Genomic DNA, 15,875 nt, shown 5'->3' with positions numbered 1-15,875 from the left:
TAATTCTGACATGAACAAAGAAAATAACCCGTAGGTAACGTGGAGCAGAGCAAAACTGCTTCACGTTTTTTGTTGTTTCCTATTTTGTAAGAACCAGTATTCCCTCTGTTGTTCCCAGCAAGAACAGGATATCCCCATGTTTCAGCCGGTGTTCTCTAACCCACGAAATAGGTAAAGTAACCAGTCCCCCAATAATGGAGCAAGACTTGTATGGATTGCTTCTTTTCTGCAAAGATAAGATGGCTGATAAAACAGTTGTCGATCTGATGTTTTAAAGAACAACTCATCATTGATTTCCGATATTCCATAAAAGTGTAAATATTCTTTAGGAATGTAGATGCGGTTGTTAACGAACAACTTTGTTGGGTAGCTAATAATTTTGCCAATGTATTTCATGATTATCAAACCTCTCTATAAAAAGGCGGAGCAGGAAATTCTGCTCCGCTTCGTTCTGTTATTTTTATTCGATCTTCTGTGTAAAATTCTCAGTTTCCTCCTGCTCGAAGCCTTGTAAAAGATACTCATATTTCTTTTGCAACTCATCGCGTTCCATTTGGAGAATGAGGTAGTTATGCTCTAGATCTTTATGTTCTTTTAGAAGAGCTTCGTATTTTTCGGTAATCTGCTGCTTTTCAAGTTGCAGGATAGGTAATTGCTCATTTAATGCATAAATAGCGTTAATTTGATCATGCAGATTACGCTGGTTGGAAGTCATGGAATTTATTAGTTCCTCTCTTCTGGCTTCTTCTACAGCTAATTGTTTATCAATTGACGAAACTGCCGCATGTATTTCAGATGTTGTCTGCGAAATGCGTCCTTGTCCCTCTCTGATGAGAGTTTGGCTCGCGTCGATTTTATCACTTAGTCGCTCATGGTCCTTAATAAGCAGATTCCTATTCTTGTCGTCATTATCCTGAATCCTTGTGTGTTCTGACTGAGAATCATTTCTATCCTTAAAGGTTCTCCAGATCTCGAAACCCAATTCTAACGCTACAATAATTAGGGAGCCTAGTACTGCATAATCCAAAGAATTACCCCATTTTATGCCCTTGTTTTCATATTCTATTTTAGCAAAATAGAGTAGTAAAATCAACATGGTAATTATCCCACTATAATTCATAATTGGCCCTCCTGAGAAAAAGTTGAAAATTTGATGGATGGACAGACGAGAATACAATCCTCCGCTGCAATCAAAAAGACGTAGTCACCAACCTCTACGCCGTTTGCCCGAACCCACTCCATCGGCAGATTAAACCTGCCTGCACTAATATCTTTTCGGACTCCTCCCTTTAGTTCAACGACGTCTGGAAATACCTGCAAACGGTTCCGGTTAATGATAACCTGTACGGACCCGGTTTCCGGAATATTCAGCAAATCCCGAAAGCTCCGGTTGATCACAATCCGGTGCCGCTCCGAAACAAGAACCGGAAGTCCAATAATTTCGTTCATGTTGTCCTCTCCAATCTCATTTTTCGCAAAGATGTTCTAAAGCAGGGAAAAAAGAATTGCCCAGCTGTGATATTATCCGGAGTCACTGAATTTTCGTTGCCTTCCGGTTAACTGGTTTTTCCATGACGATTTCGGATAAATATTCGCTGTATAGCACTTAGCTAATAGAGAGATAAAATACTCTTTTCTCTGCTTTAACGTAACCTTTGTTCTGGATATAGTTCTATGGGGTGTCACCGGTGACATGGGGGAGGGTGTCAAACGGATGAAAAAAAGATAAAACAGCACTTTCCAAAGGCTTGGGAAATGCTTTCTGGAATGTTTTTTCCGATCCGTTGAAGCATTCAGTATGTACAGATTTACACTGGTTCCATTGTTTCCATAACGTTCCATCCGCGTCTGCGGGACAATGGATATTAAGCCTGCGCTTTTCAGTTTCCGAATAGCCCTGGTAACCGTGTCCACACTCATACTGCAGTCGGAGGCGATCCGTTTCTTCGATGGTTTGCATTGACCGGACCGGCCGGCATGAAAAAACAGACAGGAATACACTTTCATTTCAGATGGCGATAGCTTTACCTGAAATCCGGCAGGGCTACATTTGAATAGGCAAAGTTTTGTCTGAACGCCGTTCTGAGCCTTTTTTGTGTAATTATCGCAGTTAAATTTAGGCTGCGTTTGATTGGCCTGAGAAGCCACAATATCGTTTGTTGTGAGCTGGGGATTGTCGATCAGAATATAGTCATTGGAAGTCTGCTGACCTTTTTCTAAAAATCTGCGTTTCACTTCCAACAATCCTTTCCCACACAGTTCCCGAACCGCACGGTTCACCGTTGATACGCTCATATGGCAATGCATCGCGATGCTGCTCCGTTTGTAGAAGCTGGAACGGGTGCGATTGTGTGCACTCATGGCAAGAAAAGAGTAAACCTTAAACGCTGATTTTGAGAGGTTGGCCTGCAGGGCGGCACTGTTGCACAGGTAAAAGTTTTCCACGGCATATTCTCCTTATATAAAATTAGAGGGAACCGGTTCAGTCGGTTCCCTCTTTTATCAATTCAGGTTATATCAATTCATCCGAAATGTGCGTCTTCCGCACAACGGGAGGTTCCTCTGGAAGTGGAATTTCTTCCGGTTCCGGTTCTCGTTTCTGCGGATATTGGGCAAGTACTGCGGCCCATAGTTCATCTTTGCTGGCGTAGCGCACAGGGCGTGCCGCGAATTCCGGCATTTCATAGGGACAGTTTAGTTCAATTCCCCATTCGTTATAGCGCTTTAGAGTCGTTATAAACGGGTGGTTATGTGTTTTCAAATATCCATTGATTTTTAGGCAGTGTTTTAAGTTTGTTTGCGCTAATCAATGGTTTTGATACCATATGATAATTTTGGGATGAACTTGTCTGAAGCAGCCCGTTTCCGTTGTAGGAAACGCCTCCCGCCTGAACCGTCATCTTTCCCAGCATATCGGAAAAATCGCTTGCACTTTTTGATAGTGGAGCCTGTCCGCCAACTAAGGCATTCTGGCAGGCTTCCAAAATGATGTTTGTTCCATCGCGGCCGTATTTTTTATCAAACTGCGCGACCGATTGCAGCATAGGAAAGAAAAGGATGTTTCTGGACCGCCCGGCCATAAACATCTGATCCAGATTATCAAATTTCGGCATGGTCCCAATTTCGTCCAGATAAAAAAGGATACGCCGGTCCAATTTATTTTTTCCATTCTGGTTCGCGATGGTCAGACATTCGTTGTAAAGTTCAGAAACAAACAAATTGACGAGAAAAAACTTCGTGGGGTCTTCTTCCGGAAATACAATGAAAACAGCCACTTTATCGTTGCAGAACTGCTCTGCATCCACATAGGAATCAAAGCAAAGGATTTGCTCTAATTCGCTGTCAATGAAGGAAAGCAACCGACTCATTGCCGTACTCATGACACTATGCATACTGGATTCCGCGGTGTTCAGAGCAGCTCCATGAGTTTTTGATACTCATTCTTGGGCTTAACACTTTTATCTGCCTTTGACTTTACTGCCTTCGTCTGCAGCAACTCCTGAATGATTTTGAATACGCTGACAATATGGCGCTCGCCTTTTGCACAAAATTCGGAAACGAGCAGTATGGTGGACGCAATCAGCCCTTCGGCGGCTTCGTAGAAAAAGGCATTCTGTCCGCCGCCGTCGAACCCGTCCATATGTACAATGGTGTGCGCGGTAATCTTCGCATAGCGCTCCGCGCGCGCCTTGTCTTTTAAAGAGCCAGATGCTTTGTATTTGTCCATGTACTTGTTGACTAAATGCAGCAGATTAAAGCCGTTGCTGCGGGTTGGATTTCGCAGATCAATGACATAGGGGCGATAGTGATAATATTTCTGAGCGATTCCGGCGTAATCGCGAAAAGCGTCCCCTTTCGTATCCGTTACCAAAAAACTCATCCCGGAAGCACAAGCCAACTCCAAATTTGGATAAAGGATGCAGGTTGTTTTTCCTGCGCCCGGCGGACTGATAAGAATGGTGTTGCTGTCCGATGTATCTATTCTTGCACTGGTATGTTTTCTGGTTCCAATTCTTTCTGTGTCGCTAGACGCGCGTCACCATACTGGCCGTCGCCAACGGTCTTAGATTTGATATTTAGTGAACCTTGTTTCGCTTGCAAAATCATAATAATAACGATAAAAATTACCGCCACCATGGAAATAATGAAAGCGATGTTTCTTGGCATATCGATTCCTCCTCGATTTGATTCATATCTCACTGTTGACTCCTGCTTTTCTGGACTTCATTCCAATCTTTCAGATCTGGAACCATTACGCAGGTGTCATATCTTTTTTGTCCATAATCATGACAAAATTGCCTTGCAGCCACCTGTCCGTGATTTGGGGCAGGAGAACCGTCCTTGTTTTTCGCGTTTGCGTCGTTGTCCAAACAGAATACAATCTTTCGGATATTAGAATATTCAGACAAAAAGCGGGCCAGAGCACGGTCGCTCAGCCCGCCTAAAGCTAGGTAGTTGTGTTTTTTCCAGTTCTTATCCTTATGCAGACAGATAAAAGACATCAGATCAATCGGCGCTTCAAAAACGAACAGCCATTCCGAACCGCCGGAATAGTTGAAAAAATAGTCATTCGATGAACCTGGTACGTCACGCCGATACGGTCGGTCAGAAAGTGTCCCCTTTTCGTGTGCCGACCGGGCCTTTCCCATCCTGTCATACCCGACGAATACGGCATTGTGAGTATTACTGCTTTCATACAGGCTTCGCTGGTGGACAAAGAAGGAAATGATATCTGGGTCGATTTTTCGTTCCTGCATCAGATACGCATAGAGCCGTTTCATATTCCGGCTTTCCTGCGGCAGTTTGAACGGTTTCCGCTCCGGTGGCGGAGCCGTGTTTCGGCGTAACCTTACTCCGTTATAATCTTCCCCCAGCAGGGTTAGGACCGCGTCCGGAAACCGGCAGTTGTAGAAGGCACAGAGAAAATCAATGGCGGTTCCGCCTTCACCGGTGGCGTGTTCACAAAAAACATGGCCGCGAATCTTCACACTTGGATTTGCGGCCCACATCCACTCACTTCCGCTCCGCAGAACCTTTTCGCCCTTTGCTTCCAGAAATGACTTGATATCCGTGTGGGCAGCGCGGTCAATTTCCTCCTGGGTAAACTCCACATACTTTGACATTTCAATCCTCCTCTACATAGCCTGCTCCTGGTCATCGTATTTGTGTCCATGTTCTATCTTCCGCTCACGCTGTTTTTGCAGCAGCTTGCGGTCCTGCCGATACTTGTGTGTTGTGCTGTCTTTAATGCTGTCACCCATGCTTTGGCTGAGTGCCCGAAACAGACTCAGCACAGAGTTGACCGCCATGCCGGTTTCCATGGCATGGATCTGATTCAACCGCTCCGCTGCGGATTCATTTCCTGAATCCGCAGCCATTCGATACCACTCTTTGGCTGCGGTAACGTCGCGTTTTACACCCAGCCCGAATTCCAGCATGATTCCGATTTTATACTGTAACGCGTCATCCGGTTCTTCGTGATTAAGTTTTACAAAGGCTTGAAAAGCCTTCGTGTAAAATTCACCGGCTCGGTTTTCATTCTTCATGACGCCATCGCCGGTTTGCAACATCCGCGCAAGCTGATACTGTGCGTGCGGGTCTTCCTTTTCCGCGCACAGCTCCAGCCATTTCGCCGCTTCCTTGGGATTAACATCTACACCTAACCCATGCAGATACATCCCAGCAATTCGTAATTCATCAGCGGCATTCGGCTGCCGCTTCTCCTGCTCTAAAAATTCTTCCAGTGCTTTGCGGTAGAGAATACCGGATAACTCCGTATCTCGTTCCATGCCCTGTCCGGCTGCACACATCTGCGCCAAACGGTAATCGGCATAGGAAACATTTTCTTTTGACGCCAATGTAAACCAGCTTGCAGCTGCAGAGCGGTTCTGTTCCACGCCGGTGCCGGTGTCAAACATTCTTCCGAGCGCATAATAGGCGTACCGGTCTTTACCTTCTGCGGCTGCTTTGTAGCAGTGCAGCGCTTCAGAGTAATCCTGTGGAACGCCCTCACCACCGTAATACATTTGTGCCATACAGTAATTGGAATGGATATGACTACCCTGTGCTGCCAACCGGTACCACCGGAATGCCTTCTCGTAATTCTGGTCGATACCCTCCCCGGAGTGTTCCATCCGACCCAAACAATACAGAAGGTAGGCTACGTCCTTACAACCGGAGTAACCTTCCTCAAACACTGTTCCATCTTCCACGTATTGTCCAATATCCAGCCCGTATGCCTTTTCCACGGAGCGCCGAAAATCCCAGTATGCTTCCAGGCAGTATTCCTTTCCCAGTTCTGGGTCTTTTTCAATACCGATTCCGTAAAGATACATTTTCCCAAGCTCATATTTAGCAAAGGAATGACCGCTTTCGGCAGCAAGGCCGTACCACATCATGGCCTGTCCATAGTCCTGTTCTACGCCTTTTCCATAAAAATACATCCGGGCCAGCTCATACCGGGCTTTCGCCAGTTCATATCCGGATTTTGCTGCACCATTCACTACTTTGTTCCAACAATCGCGGAATCGTTGCTCGGCAGAGCTGCATTGTTCTACCGGTTCAAAGTCGTCCTGGACATCCCAGTTTGCTGACTGTTCATAATCCGCCGGCAAACAATCCAGTTTTTCAGATGGCAGGGGGGCACAGAGAGATTCGTAAGAAAGCGGGGAAGAAAGGGACGATTCGTGCGCTCGGGCCAAGTTCACAGCTTCACGAATAATCTTGTTTCGAATAACCTGAAATTCGGATTGTCTTTCAAGAGGACCAATATCCTTTGGATTATTTCGATACATTCCCTGCAGCTCTTTGTGGTCCTCGCAGTAAAGACGGTAAAGTTCTTGAATCGCCGGTGTCTTTCCTAAATCAGCCATGATGTCATTAATCTGGCGGCGGAGCTGAAAATCTTAGATCCAGCCGTATTGTAGTTTCCCAGGGCGGTTCTTCAGAACATTCCCCAACTGCAACAGCTTATTACAGAGCGTGTCCATTTCTTTGTCACTAAACTGCCTTTCGGCATTTCGCGTAATCTCGGAAAGAATTTCATCCACTTGTTTTTTAATTCCCTCGCGCATTTCATCTTTATGTTCATAGATGTGATGGCGCTCATCCGCGAAGATCACTTCGGAAAATTCGGATTTCATTTGATTGATTCCCTCCCGGGTAAGTTTCCCGGATTTGGGATTGTCTGAAAATACAAGCAGATGAATGTGGGGATGGTGTGTAGTGTTGTGCATCCCGGCGTACCAGTACAGTTCCGATACCGGAATGTTGGAAGCCTTTGCGATGATGTCAATCTTTTGCATTATGAGATCGCGCCACGGCTTCTGAGTATCATACCCAAGTGCATCTGCATCCTCCCGACGTAGCGAAATGACATGCGTCCAAATGTTACCCTTACAGTTCGCAATTTCTTCTTGAGCCTTTTTAATATCCACTTCCGGAGCAGAAGAAAAAAGACCATGTTCTCCAACACGGTCAACTCCTGGACACTTTCCAACATACTCTACTAAGTTTTTTGCCTTACCTAAGTCAACTGCAAACCCCAGTCCAAACTCTGCAGCGTGGGAGATTAGTTCCGTCGCGTTGCCGATGGTTGGGTTTGCTTCAGCACCACGCTTTCCCGCGTGCCAACATAATTGACCAGGCCCATCGCTGCGTCCTTTGTCATGACATGTTTTCCGTCTGCCTTTTCTCCCACTTTGGCAATATGGAAATACCGGGAATTTAGTACAATTCTTGCGCCAGGCAATTTGATTCCTCCTAACTATAAAATAGAGCACAAATGGAATCCATTTGTGCTCGGAATCATATTTACTCTTTTGCTTATTTTCAACAAGTTTCTTGCTCATTCTGTCTTAACTTCAAGTGAACCAATTGAAAAAGTTCGTACAAGAGACAACTTCTACTATTTATGATGCATCAATTGTTCTTTCCCAGGTTGAATTACCCTCAAGCTGATGAAACAAATCGGTGATTTTACTATAAAACGCTTTCGTCTTTTCGGTTCCAAATCGTCCGATTCCACTAGGGTGAAGATGTTCTCCAGAATCTGATGTTTGCATGTATCCATACTCATATATAAGATAGTTATATATTCCGGGCTTGCCGTTCCCGTTTTTATACCCCAATGAAATCCATATCATATGTGTGTCTGAATAATGGGAAGAATTTGATGGCGAAGTAGCGAAAAGTCTTCTGCTGTATGGATATTGATTCATTAAATTAATCACTTTTTTTATTTCGGTTACATTCTGTGTTTGAATAGTCGTTGCAGCAATTCCATCTTTTGTAATAGTTTTGTATGAAATTACGGCATTTGTTACTTTCCTGTCCTGCATTGCTCTGTCCACTGTTACTGGTTCTGTAAACCACGCCCATGCTGCTGTGACTATAGCCAAAATCAATGAAATACATAATATAATTATTTTTTTTCGTTTTATTCTCAATTGGTGATCATCCCCTCTTAAGTTGGCCATCAGCATTGAAAAGCTAAGAGAGCGCCATATTACTATAACGGCGCTCATGTATAACTTAGGAAGCCACTGAGTTAATTAAAATTGTCGCTTGGTGATATCAGGAGGAATATGCAGAGTTAAAAGTCGCTTGACCATACTGGTAAGATTCAATTCTTTCAACCCAACCACCGCTTACATAGCCATAATAGGCTCTTTTATCGGCAGATGAATAGTTTTGGGTTTGAATATTTGAAATTTTAGAGTCCGATCCTCGTTTGTTTCCACCGGACACACCCGGGATTGAAATAAAGTTTTCGAACTTTCCCGAAGCTTTTTCTGTCAATGACCCAAAAAGGTATTGACCATCCTCCACAACATAAGTGTGTTTTGTAGTCTTTGATTCAAACAGTTGAGCATAATGAGTTACTTCAGTAGTGCCTGGTACTGAACTAGGTACAGCTGAAGCAAAAATACTCGCTATAGAATATGAATTATACGTCACTTTATCAACTGCTTCACCTATAAGATATTCTACGATTCCTTTAATGACACTATTCTTATAAGTACCCCAAGGGGATTGATTAACATCTGCTGGTTCGCTATGATAATTGGTTGCAACTGTTTCTTCAAAATACGTTTTATTTCCATATCCCTTATAAGTCCTCCTGGAATTTGTTGCTTGTGGCAAATATACTTGAATACTGTCTATATGATTATGATTTTTCTTAGCATTAGCTATAACATCAAGAATATAATTAGCAGTTTCCTTTTGAATGTTTTGTTCCTTAATCACACCATTAGTGGCTTGGATATTTTCCAGCGGAATAGCTACCTTTTTCACAGGAATAAATAAATCATCTTTCACTTTAGAGAACAGATTTCCATTCTCATCTTGATAAATGCCATCCTTGCTCATTGTTACCTTGACTCCTGCCGAAGTCCCAAGGTTATTTACCTTATAATTACCGTCACTCTGTTTAATGATAATGCTTTCAGGATTATGTGTAGTCGCGGCAAGCCCGGGCATAGAAATGGTAGTGGACATTGCAAGCACAAGAACTAAACTGATAGCCTTTTTAATAGTAATTCTTCATTTTACACACTCCTTTAGTTTTTTAATAATTATATGTAGACGACCGAAACGGAACAAACCTGATTTTGCAATTAGTTCAATGGACTCACCCTTTAATTATAATATAGAATTAATTTCACCTTAATTATAATTCCATTTTTTCCCAATGTCAATATGCTAATTATCTAAAGACCCTATATTTCACTTTCTGATTCATTAACCGCTTCCAGAATATCAATGGATCCGTTTGTCGTTTTTACATCATGAATAGATTTTACACGCAGTTTTTCGTATCCGCACTTGTCGATATGAAAAGTAGCAGCCAGCATACGAGTATGCATATTCATTTCAACGGCTGTGCGAAAGTTACCTTTTGAAATTCGCGTAGCTAGGTTATTAACCAGTCCTTCCATCTTTGAACCAAAAGCGCCGCATAAATAATCTTGATTTAGTTGAGAAGTAATGTATCCAAAATAAAAATCAACAGCTTTTTCGATTGCATCATTTCTCGAAGTGCAGCCAGCAAGATTAATAAGGCTATCCACTTTGCGTAGCATCCTCTTTTTAGATAGACTGTGCATTTAAACTTCTTATCTGAATCAATTGAACTGTCTTTTACAATCTCTGTATTTATAAAGTCAGGCATGATTTTCCTCCCAAATGTTGGTGGCAAAACTGGTGGTAATAAAACAGTAAGTGCTTTAGCGCCTTTATAAACACAATTTCAATATTTTTATTCCTGTTTTGCCACCAAATAAAAAATTTTGCCACCAATGATTCGTAGCGCTATCCTATAATAAAAGGGCAGAAGCGAAAGCTTTTGCCCTTATTTTGGTCCTTCAGCAAAGAAAAGGTATGAATCTAATGAGCACAATAAAACGGCAATTTCATCCTACGCTCCCTGCTTTTTATTCTTCTTTTTCGCCGGAGGCGTTTTTCCCTCGTTCTGCTTTTCTATGCTGGCCTTCAGCGCATCCATAAGGTCTATCACTTTCCCGTCCGTTTTTTCCGGACTGGCGGCGACAACTTCCTTCCCAGCAATTTTTGTTTCAATAAGCTCCCTGAGCCTTTCCTGATACTCATCCTTATACTGGGACGGATCGAACGGCGTATCCATCGAGTTAATCAACAGCTGGGCCATTTTCAGCTCCTGCTCGGTCGGCTTCGGAATATCATAAGATTTTTGCAACTCCTTAATGTCATCCTGATAAAACATGGTTGATATCAGCACCCCGTTTTCACGCGGGATAATCGCCATCAGCGTATCTTTTGTCCCCAGGACGGTCTTCCCGATAGCTATCTTCTGCTCCCGCATCAGCGCGGACCGCAGAAGCTCGAAAGCCTTTTCCCCTCCCTTTTCCGGGACCGCCTGATATGTTTTATCGTAATAAACCGGGGATATCTGATTCAATTGCGCGAAGTGCAGGATCTGAATCGATTTTTCCTTTTCCGTCTTAATTTTTTCGATTTCCTCGTCTGAAACGACCACATAGCGATCCTTATCATATTCATAGCCTTTAATGATGTCCTCGCTTTTCAGCTCCTTCCCGCAATGGGCACACGTTTTTTTATACCGCACACGGCTCTGATCCTCCTTGTGCAGTTGATTAAAATGGATATCGTTATCCTGGGTAGCTGTGTACATCGACACAGGGATGGATACAAGCCCGAATGAAATTACCGTATGATGTGCTGCCGGCATAAACGCCACCTCCATGGTTTAGTTTAACCAACGCACCGCCAAATACAAATAAATTTGGAGACGTTCCGCATTTCATCAAATAAGAATAAACCGCAAGGAAGCAGCGGATAATAAAGCTTACAATTTCCCGCAAAAAGCCCTCAATTTTCAGGTTTAGTCTAATAGAAGTGGTATGTTATCAAAAAGGTGAGTATGAATGGCCAAGCTTGAAGAATACAACCGAAAGAGGAATTTTGAAAAGACCCGTGAACCGGAGAGCATATCGGAAACGCCGGAAGAACAGTTGAAGTTTGTTGTTCAACATCATATAGCCCGCCGGGACCATTTCGATTTCCGCCTGGAATGGGACGGCGTACTTTTAAGCTGGGCGGTACCGAAGGGGCCTTCCTATAATATCCGTGACAAGAGGCTTGCCGTACAAGTGGAGGACCACCCCTTGGAATACCGGAACTTTGAAGGGCTGATTCCCAAGGGCGAATACGGCGGCGGCGCTGTCATGCTTTGGGATGAAGGAATCTGGGAACCCCTGTCGGACGTGGCCGAAGGGCTGCGTACAGGTTCGCTTAAATTCGTTCTGAAAGGAAGAAGGCTTAAGGGAAAATGGGCATTGATCCGAATGAAAGCAAAAGCGGGGGAAGCGGAAAAGAACTGGCTCCTGCTAAAGGAAAAGGACGAGTATGCCAGGGTCTCCGACGGGATTTCCGAATTCACCACCAGCGTCAGAACCGGACGTACCATGAAAGAAATTGAAGCGGGAACGGAGCAGAAATTTACGCGGAACCCGTTCACCCAAACCGATGTACAGCTTGCCCAACTGGTGGACACAGCCCCCGAAGGCGACGAATGGCTCTATGAGGTGAAATATGACGGTTACCGGATTTTGGCGTTTCTGGAGGGCAACCGCGTCCGGCTTATGACCAGAAACGGCCAAAATTATACGGATCGGTTTCCGGGCATTGCTTCTTCCCTCCTTGATTGGGCTGCGGGAAGGGCGATGGTCCTTGATGGAGAGATGGCCATCACAGACACCCAAGGAAAGACGGATTTCCAGGCTCTTCAAAATTATATGCGGCAGCCGATGGGCAAAAACCTCACCTATATCATCTTCGACCTTCTGGCTCTGGACGGAGAAGACCTTCGAGGATGCCGCCTGATCGACCGGAAAGAAACGCTGGAAGTCCTTATGGAAAATAGCCCAAAAGAACTCCATTACAGCCAGCATATCCGGGGAAACGGAAAGGAGAATTTCCTTGCGGCCTGCCGGGCGGATCTGGAAGGGATTGTCGGCAAAAAAGCCGACTCCGTGTACAGCGGGACAAGAAACGGGGATTGGATCAAACTGAAGTGTGATAAAAGGCAGGAATTTGTCATTGGGGGATATACGCTATCCGATAAAAAAACAAGCGGGATCAGTTCGCTCCTGCTTGGCGTGTACGAGGGGGAAGAACTTGTCTATGCCGGGCGTGCCGGAACCGGCCTGAGCGCCCGCAGCGTAACCGAGCTTGAAAAGCATTTTAAAGATCTGAAAAGGGATGCTTCCCCTTTCAAACACGCGCCGCAGGCGAAAAACAACGAAAGAATCACATGGCTCGATCCCCAATTGGTGGCGGAAATCAAGTTTGCGCAATGGACGCAAGAGAATCTGCTGCGGCAAGCAAGTTTTAAAGGTCTGCGAACGGATAAGGATCCGAAGAAGGTGAGAAAGGAAAAAGCGGATGAGGAAGTACAGCGTCAGGCATCCGCTGTGGACAATAAAAAAACAATGCAAGAAAGCGGCAATGAACTAATCATACAGGGGATTAAAATTACCCATCCGGATAAAGTCATGTTCGACGACCCTGAAATAACCAAGGCGGACGTAATCCGATATTACGAAAAGGTTGCGGCGCATATGCTGCCCTATGTATCCCACCGGATTTTAAGCATCGTGCGCTGTCCGAAAGGAATATCCCAGACCTGCTTCTTTAAAAAACACCCGGGTACGGACAATCAAGGAATCGTCTCCGTTTCGATCCCCGCGAACGACGGGGAAATGGAAAATTACTTTTATATTGAGGACGCGGCCGGGTTGATAGCGGAAGCGCAGATGGGCACGCTGGAATTTCACACATGGGGCAGCCGTGTGGAAAAGCTTGAAACCCCTGACATAATGGTCTTTGACCTTGACCCGGACGAGGGGATGGAGCTTGATAAGGTGCGCCAAGGCGTAATGGATCTGAAAAGCATTCTTGCCGAGCTTTCGATCAACGCGTATCTTAAGACCAGCGGCGGCAAAGGGTACCACGTTGTCGTCCCTTTTAAACCCACCGTTTCGTGGGACGTGTTCCATGATTTTGCAAAACGCGTTGCCGAAGTAATGGAACAGAAATGGCCCGGCCGTTATACCAGCAATATCCGAAAAGACAAGCGAAAAAACAAGATTTTTATTGACTGGATCCGAAACGGAAGGGGCGCTACCAGTATTGCTCCCTATTCCATAAGGGCGCGGAAGGGAGCCAAAGTATCCATGCCAATCGCCTGGGATGAACTTGAAACCGTCGCCCCGGACGGCATTACAATGGCGGACGCACTCCAGCGGATCGGCAGGAGTGACCCGTGGAAGGATTTCTTCCAAAATAAGCAGGCGTTAAAATAGCGGTTTGCTCCAGACAAGACGCGACCGCTCGCCGGACGGCGGGCCTGTTTGAAAAAGGCCTGTATTCCAGTATTATTTTATAAAAATATTGAAATTTGACCTATACTGGAATTTACGTTAGAATAGTATTGAGCCGCCGCGGGTGATGAGCAGCAGGCGCATTTCCGAAAAATATAATACCGATTGAGGAAGATGTGTTGCAAACACCTCTTCCTCTTTTTTCAGTTCATCCGGCTGCCGGGGCCTTCGTCCCAGCTTCAAACAAGCGAGCCTCAAAGCGGTTTTATTATGCGCTCTCTATACCTGGAAAAAAATTTTATAAAATTTTGCCGAATTTTGAAAGTATTTACCGTTTTCAATCGTATCTATATTGAAGGGAGGAAAGAAAATGGAAAAAACATCGTCCGGTACCAACGATGTTGTAACCGAAGCTCTCGACAAATATTCCGATATGGTTCGAAGAATATGCTTTATGTATCTTAAAAGTGAAGCGGATGTGGAAGATATCTTTCAAAACGTCTTCTTAAAGCTATTACAGCATAAAGAGCCGTTTGAAAGCGACGCGCACGAAAAGGCATGGCTCTGCAGAGTTACCATAAATGAATGCAAGGATTTCCACAAAAGCTTCTTTCGAAAAAATACCTGTTCCATCGATAACTTAGAAATTCCCATAGAGGATAAAGCCGAAGAGGGTGTATTGCGCGAGGTGTTATCCCTTCCACAGAAATACAGAAATGTTATATATCTCTTCTATTTTGAGGACTATACGGTCCCTGAAATTGCAACGATTCTCGGAAGGAATCAAAATACCATTCACACACATCTGAGAAGGGCAAAAGCAATTTTAAAGAAGAAATTGAGAGGTTTTGATGATGGGAACTATTTTTAAGGCTGCTATGAACCATATCCGTGCCGAAGATGACCTAAAGAGGAAAACAAAGGATTTCCTAATTGCTAATTTAAACACGGCGCCCGCTGCGACGCAGACCCGGTCCGGACGTTTCGTAAGGCACAGGGCCGCTATAGCGGTCTGCACCGTTGTCCTTGTGTGTGCAATATCCGCTGCCGCAGCCATATACTATCAAACTCCATCTTCCTATATAAGCCTTGACATCAACCCCAGCGTTGAGCTGGGCGTGAACGGGTTTGGAAAGGTTGTGTCCGCAACGGCTTATGACAGCGGCGGCGCAACGCTCCTGAACGGGCAAAACATCATGGACGCGGATGTCAAAAGCGCCGTCCATACCTTGGTTCGGGCAGCCGCAAAGAAGGGCTTTGTTGCACAGGACGGTTCAACGGTCATTTCCGTAACATCTGAAACCGACAATACCAAGGCCGCGATCGAACTGGAAAACTCCGCGGCGCAGGGCGCGGAAGCGGCAATAAAATCAGAAGGTAAAACCGCAAGAATCAGCAAGGATCACATTTCCATGGATAAGCGGGACGAAGCCAAAAGGCTGGCCATCACCCCGGGGAAGCTGCGCCTGATCCAAGAGCTGCAGGAGCTCGATCCTTCCGCTACCATCAGCGAATACAAGGACGCTCAAATAAAGGATATTATAAAAAGGATTGATGAGTTGAAAGAATCCGCGAACCCGGACGGCGACGATACCAAGGATATTTCCGTTCCGGCGGACAACAATGCCCCGGACGAAACGGCGGGCAAAGACACTCCGGATTCATCCAGCGCAACCAGCGACACAATGCCGCAGGAAACGGACAACGAGGATTCCCCGGTTTCCTCCGATGAATCCGGCAAAGGCAACACTTCCGTTTCATCCAGCACCCCTGGAAAGGAAATTTCGAGCACAGCTTCCAGCAAAAAAGGAACAACATCCTCTCAGGCGCAAAGCCTCTCCGGCAGCACAAGCAGCACAAAGACCGGAAGCCGTTCCCCTTCCTCCCTTTTAAATCAGCAAAACCGATAAGGGATCCCATATGGACGAATCCATAAGCTGACGCATGGAATACGGCTGCGGCAGCAAGCCTGCTGTTAGAAAAAACATCACC

Annotated in this window: 17 protein-coding genes; 3 read left to right on the top strand and 14 right to left on the bottom strand. The window is 45.1% G+C overall.

Annotated elements, in window-relative coordinates; genetic code table 11:
- Nucleotides 1–460 precede the first annotated feature (460 nt).
- The 14 genes from CAGA_RS04105 to ku all read right to left on the bottom strand — a co-directional run bounded on the left by CAGA_RS04105 (nt 461) and on the right by ku (nt 11,230).
- On the bottom strand, nt 461–1,120 hold the full coding sequence (locus CAGA_RS04105; protein WP_135658017.1) for a hypothetical protein: 660 nt from the start codon (nt 1,118–1,120) through the stop codon (nt 461–463).
- Nucleotides 1,117–1,449, bottom strand: coding sequence for an AbrB/MazE/SpoVT family DNA-binding domain-containing protein (locus tag CAGA_RS04100; protein ID WP_135658015.1), 333 nt, complete (start codon nt 1,447–1,449; stop codon nt 1,117–1,119). The genes CAGA_RS04105 and CAGA_RS04100 overlap by 4 nt, the downstream gene beginning before the upstream one ends.
- 72 nt (nt 1,450–1,521) lie before the next feature.
- Nucleotides 1,522–2,445, bottom strand: coding sequence for a helix-turn-helix domain-containing protein (locus tag CAGA_RS04095; protein WP_135658013.1), 924 nt, complete (start codon nt 2,443–2,445; stop codon nt 1,522–1,524).
- A 67-nt stretch (nt 2,446–2,512) separates the two neighbouring features.
- Nucleotides 2,513–2,761, bottom strand: a complete 249-nt coding sequence (locus CAGA_RS12595) for a hypothetical protein (RefSeq protein ID WP_167875150.1) — start codon at nt 2,759–2,761, stop codon at nt 2,513–2,515.
- Nucleotides 2,748–3,368, bottom strand: a complete 621-nt coding sequence (locus CAGA_RS12905; RefSeq protein ID WP_279221989.1) for a type IV secretory system conjugative DNA transfer family protein — start codon at nt 3,366–3,368, stop codon at nt 2,748–2,750. The genes CAGA_RS12595 and CAGA_RS12905 overlap by 14 nt, the downstream gene beginning before the upstream one ends.
- Nucleotides 3,369–3,409: 41 nt before the next feature.
- Nucleotides 3,410–3,919 (bottom strand): type IV secretory system conjugative DNA transfer family protein, encoded by a 510-nt coding sequence (locus CAGA_RS12900; RefSeq protein WP_413814392.1) that lies wholly within the window; start codon nt 3,917–3,919, stop codon nt 3,410–3,412.
- A gap of 59 nt (nt 3,920–3,978) precedes the next feature.
- Nucleotides 3,979–4,167 (bottom strand): hypothetical protein, encoded by a 189-nt coding sequence (locus tag CAGA_RS04080; protein WP_135658007.1) that lies wholly within the window; start codon nt 4,165–4,167, stop codon nt 3,979–3,981.
- A gap of 29 nt (nt 4,168–4,196) precedes the next feature.
- Nucleotides 4,197–5,123 (bottom strand): DUF3991 and TOPRIM domain-containing protein, encoded by a 927-nt coding sequence (locus CAGA_RS04075; RefSeq protein WP_135658005.1) that lies wholly within the window; start codon nt 5,121–5,123, stop codon nt 4,197–4,199.
- A gap of 12 nt (nt 5,124–5,135) precedes the next feature.
- Nucleotides 5,136–6,872 carry a tetratricopeptide repeat protein gene (locus CAGA_RS04070; protein ID WP_135658003.1) on the bottom strand — a complete coding sequence of 579 codons (1,737 nt, stop codon included), beginning with the start codon at nt 6,870–6,872 and terminating at the stop codon, nt 5,136–5,138.
- 33 nt (nt 6,873–6,905) lie between these two features.
- Nucleotides 6,906–7,850, bottom strand: a complete 945-nt coding sequence (gene mobP3 / locus CAGA_RS04065; RefSeq protein ID WP_135658002.1) for a MobP3 family relaxase — start codon at nt 7,848–7,850, stop codon at nt 6,906–6,908.
- Between the two features lie 60 nt (nt 7,851–7,910).
- Nucleotides 7,911–8,447: a hypothetical protein gene (locus CAGA_RS04060; protein WP_135658000.1), complete on the bottom strand. Its 537-nt coding sequence runs from the start codon at nt 8,445–8,447 to the stop codon at nt 7,911–7,913.
- A 127-nt stretch (nt 8,448–8,574) separates the two neighbouring features.
- Complete coding sequence (locus CAGA_RS04055; protein ID WP_135657998.1) at nt 8,575–9,372, bottom strand: hypothetical protein; 798 nt, start codon at nt 9,370–9,372, stop codon at nt 8,575–8,577.
- Nucleotides 9,373–9,722: 350 nt separating this feature from the next.
- Nucleotides 9,723–10,073: a hypothetical protein gene (locus tag CAGA_RS04050; protein ID WP_135657996.1), complete on the bottom strand. Its 351-nt coding sequence runs from the start codon at nt 10,071–10,073 to the stop codon at nt 9,723–9,725.
- 347 nt (nt 10,074–10,420) lie between these two features.
- Nucleotides 10,421–11,230, bottom strand: a complete 810-nt coding sequence (gene ku, locus CAGA_RS04045; RefSeq protein ID WP_135657994.1) for a non-homologous end joining protein Ku — start codon at nt 11,228–11,230, stop codon at nt 10,421–10,423.
- A 196-nt stretch (nt 11,231–11,426) separates the two neighbouring features.
- Here ku and ligD point away from each other — a divergent pair, with 196 nt between their 5' ends.
- The 3 genes from ligD (at nt 11,427) to CAGA_RS04030 (ending at nt 15,793) form a co-directional block, all read left to right on the top strand.
- Complete coding sequence (gene ligD / locus CAGA_RS04040; RefSeq protein WP_135657993.1) at nt 11,427–13,865, top strand: DNA ligase D; 2,439 nt, start codon at nt 11,427–11,429, stop codon at nt 13,863–13,865.
- Nucleotides 13,866–14,253: 388 nt separating this feature from the next.
- Complete coding sequence (locus CAGA_RS04035) at nt 14,254–14,754, top strand: RNA polymerase sigma factor (RefSeq protein ID WP_135657992.1); 501 nt, start codon at nt 14,254–14,256, stop codon at nt 14,752–14,754.
- The gene (locus CAGA_RS04030) at nt 14,735–15,793 is read left to right on the top strand and encodes an anti-sigma-I factor RsgI family protein (RefSeq protein ID WP_135657991.1); all 1,059 of its coding nucleotides are present in this window, start codon (nt 14,735–14,737) and stop codon (nt 15,791–15,793) included. The genes CAGA_RS04035 and CAGA_RS04030 overlap by 20 nt, the downstream gene beginning before the upstream one ends.
- Nucleotides 15,794–15,875: the final 82 nt, after the last annotated feature.

Origin of the sequence: Caproiciproducens galactitolivorans, from assembly GCF_004768785.1 — a bacterium.
Taxonomy (GTDB): Bacteria; Bacillota; Clostridia; order Oscillospirales; family Acutalibacteraceae; genus Caproiciproducens; species Caproiciproducens galactitolivorans.
The sequence above is the reverse complement of the archived record's forward strand: the minus strand, read 5'-3'. Positions and strand labels throughout refer to the sequence as shown.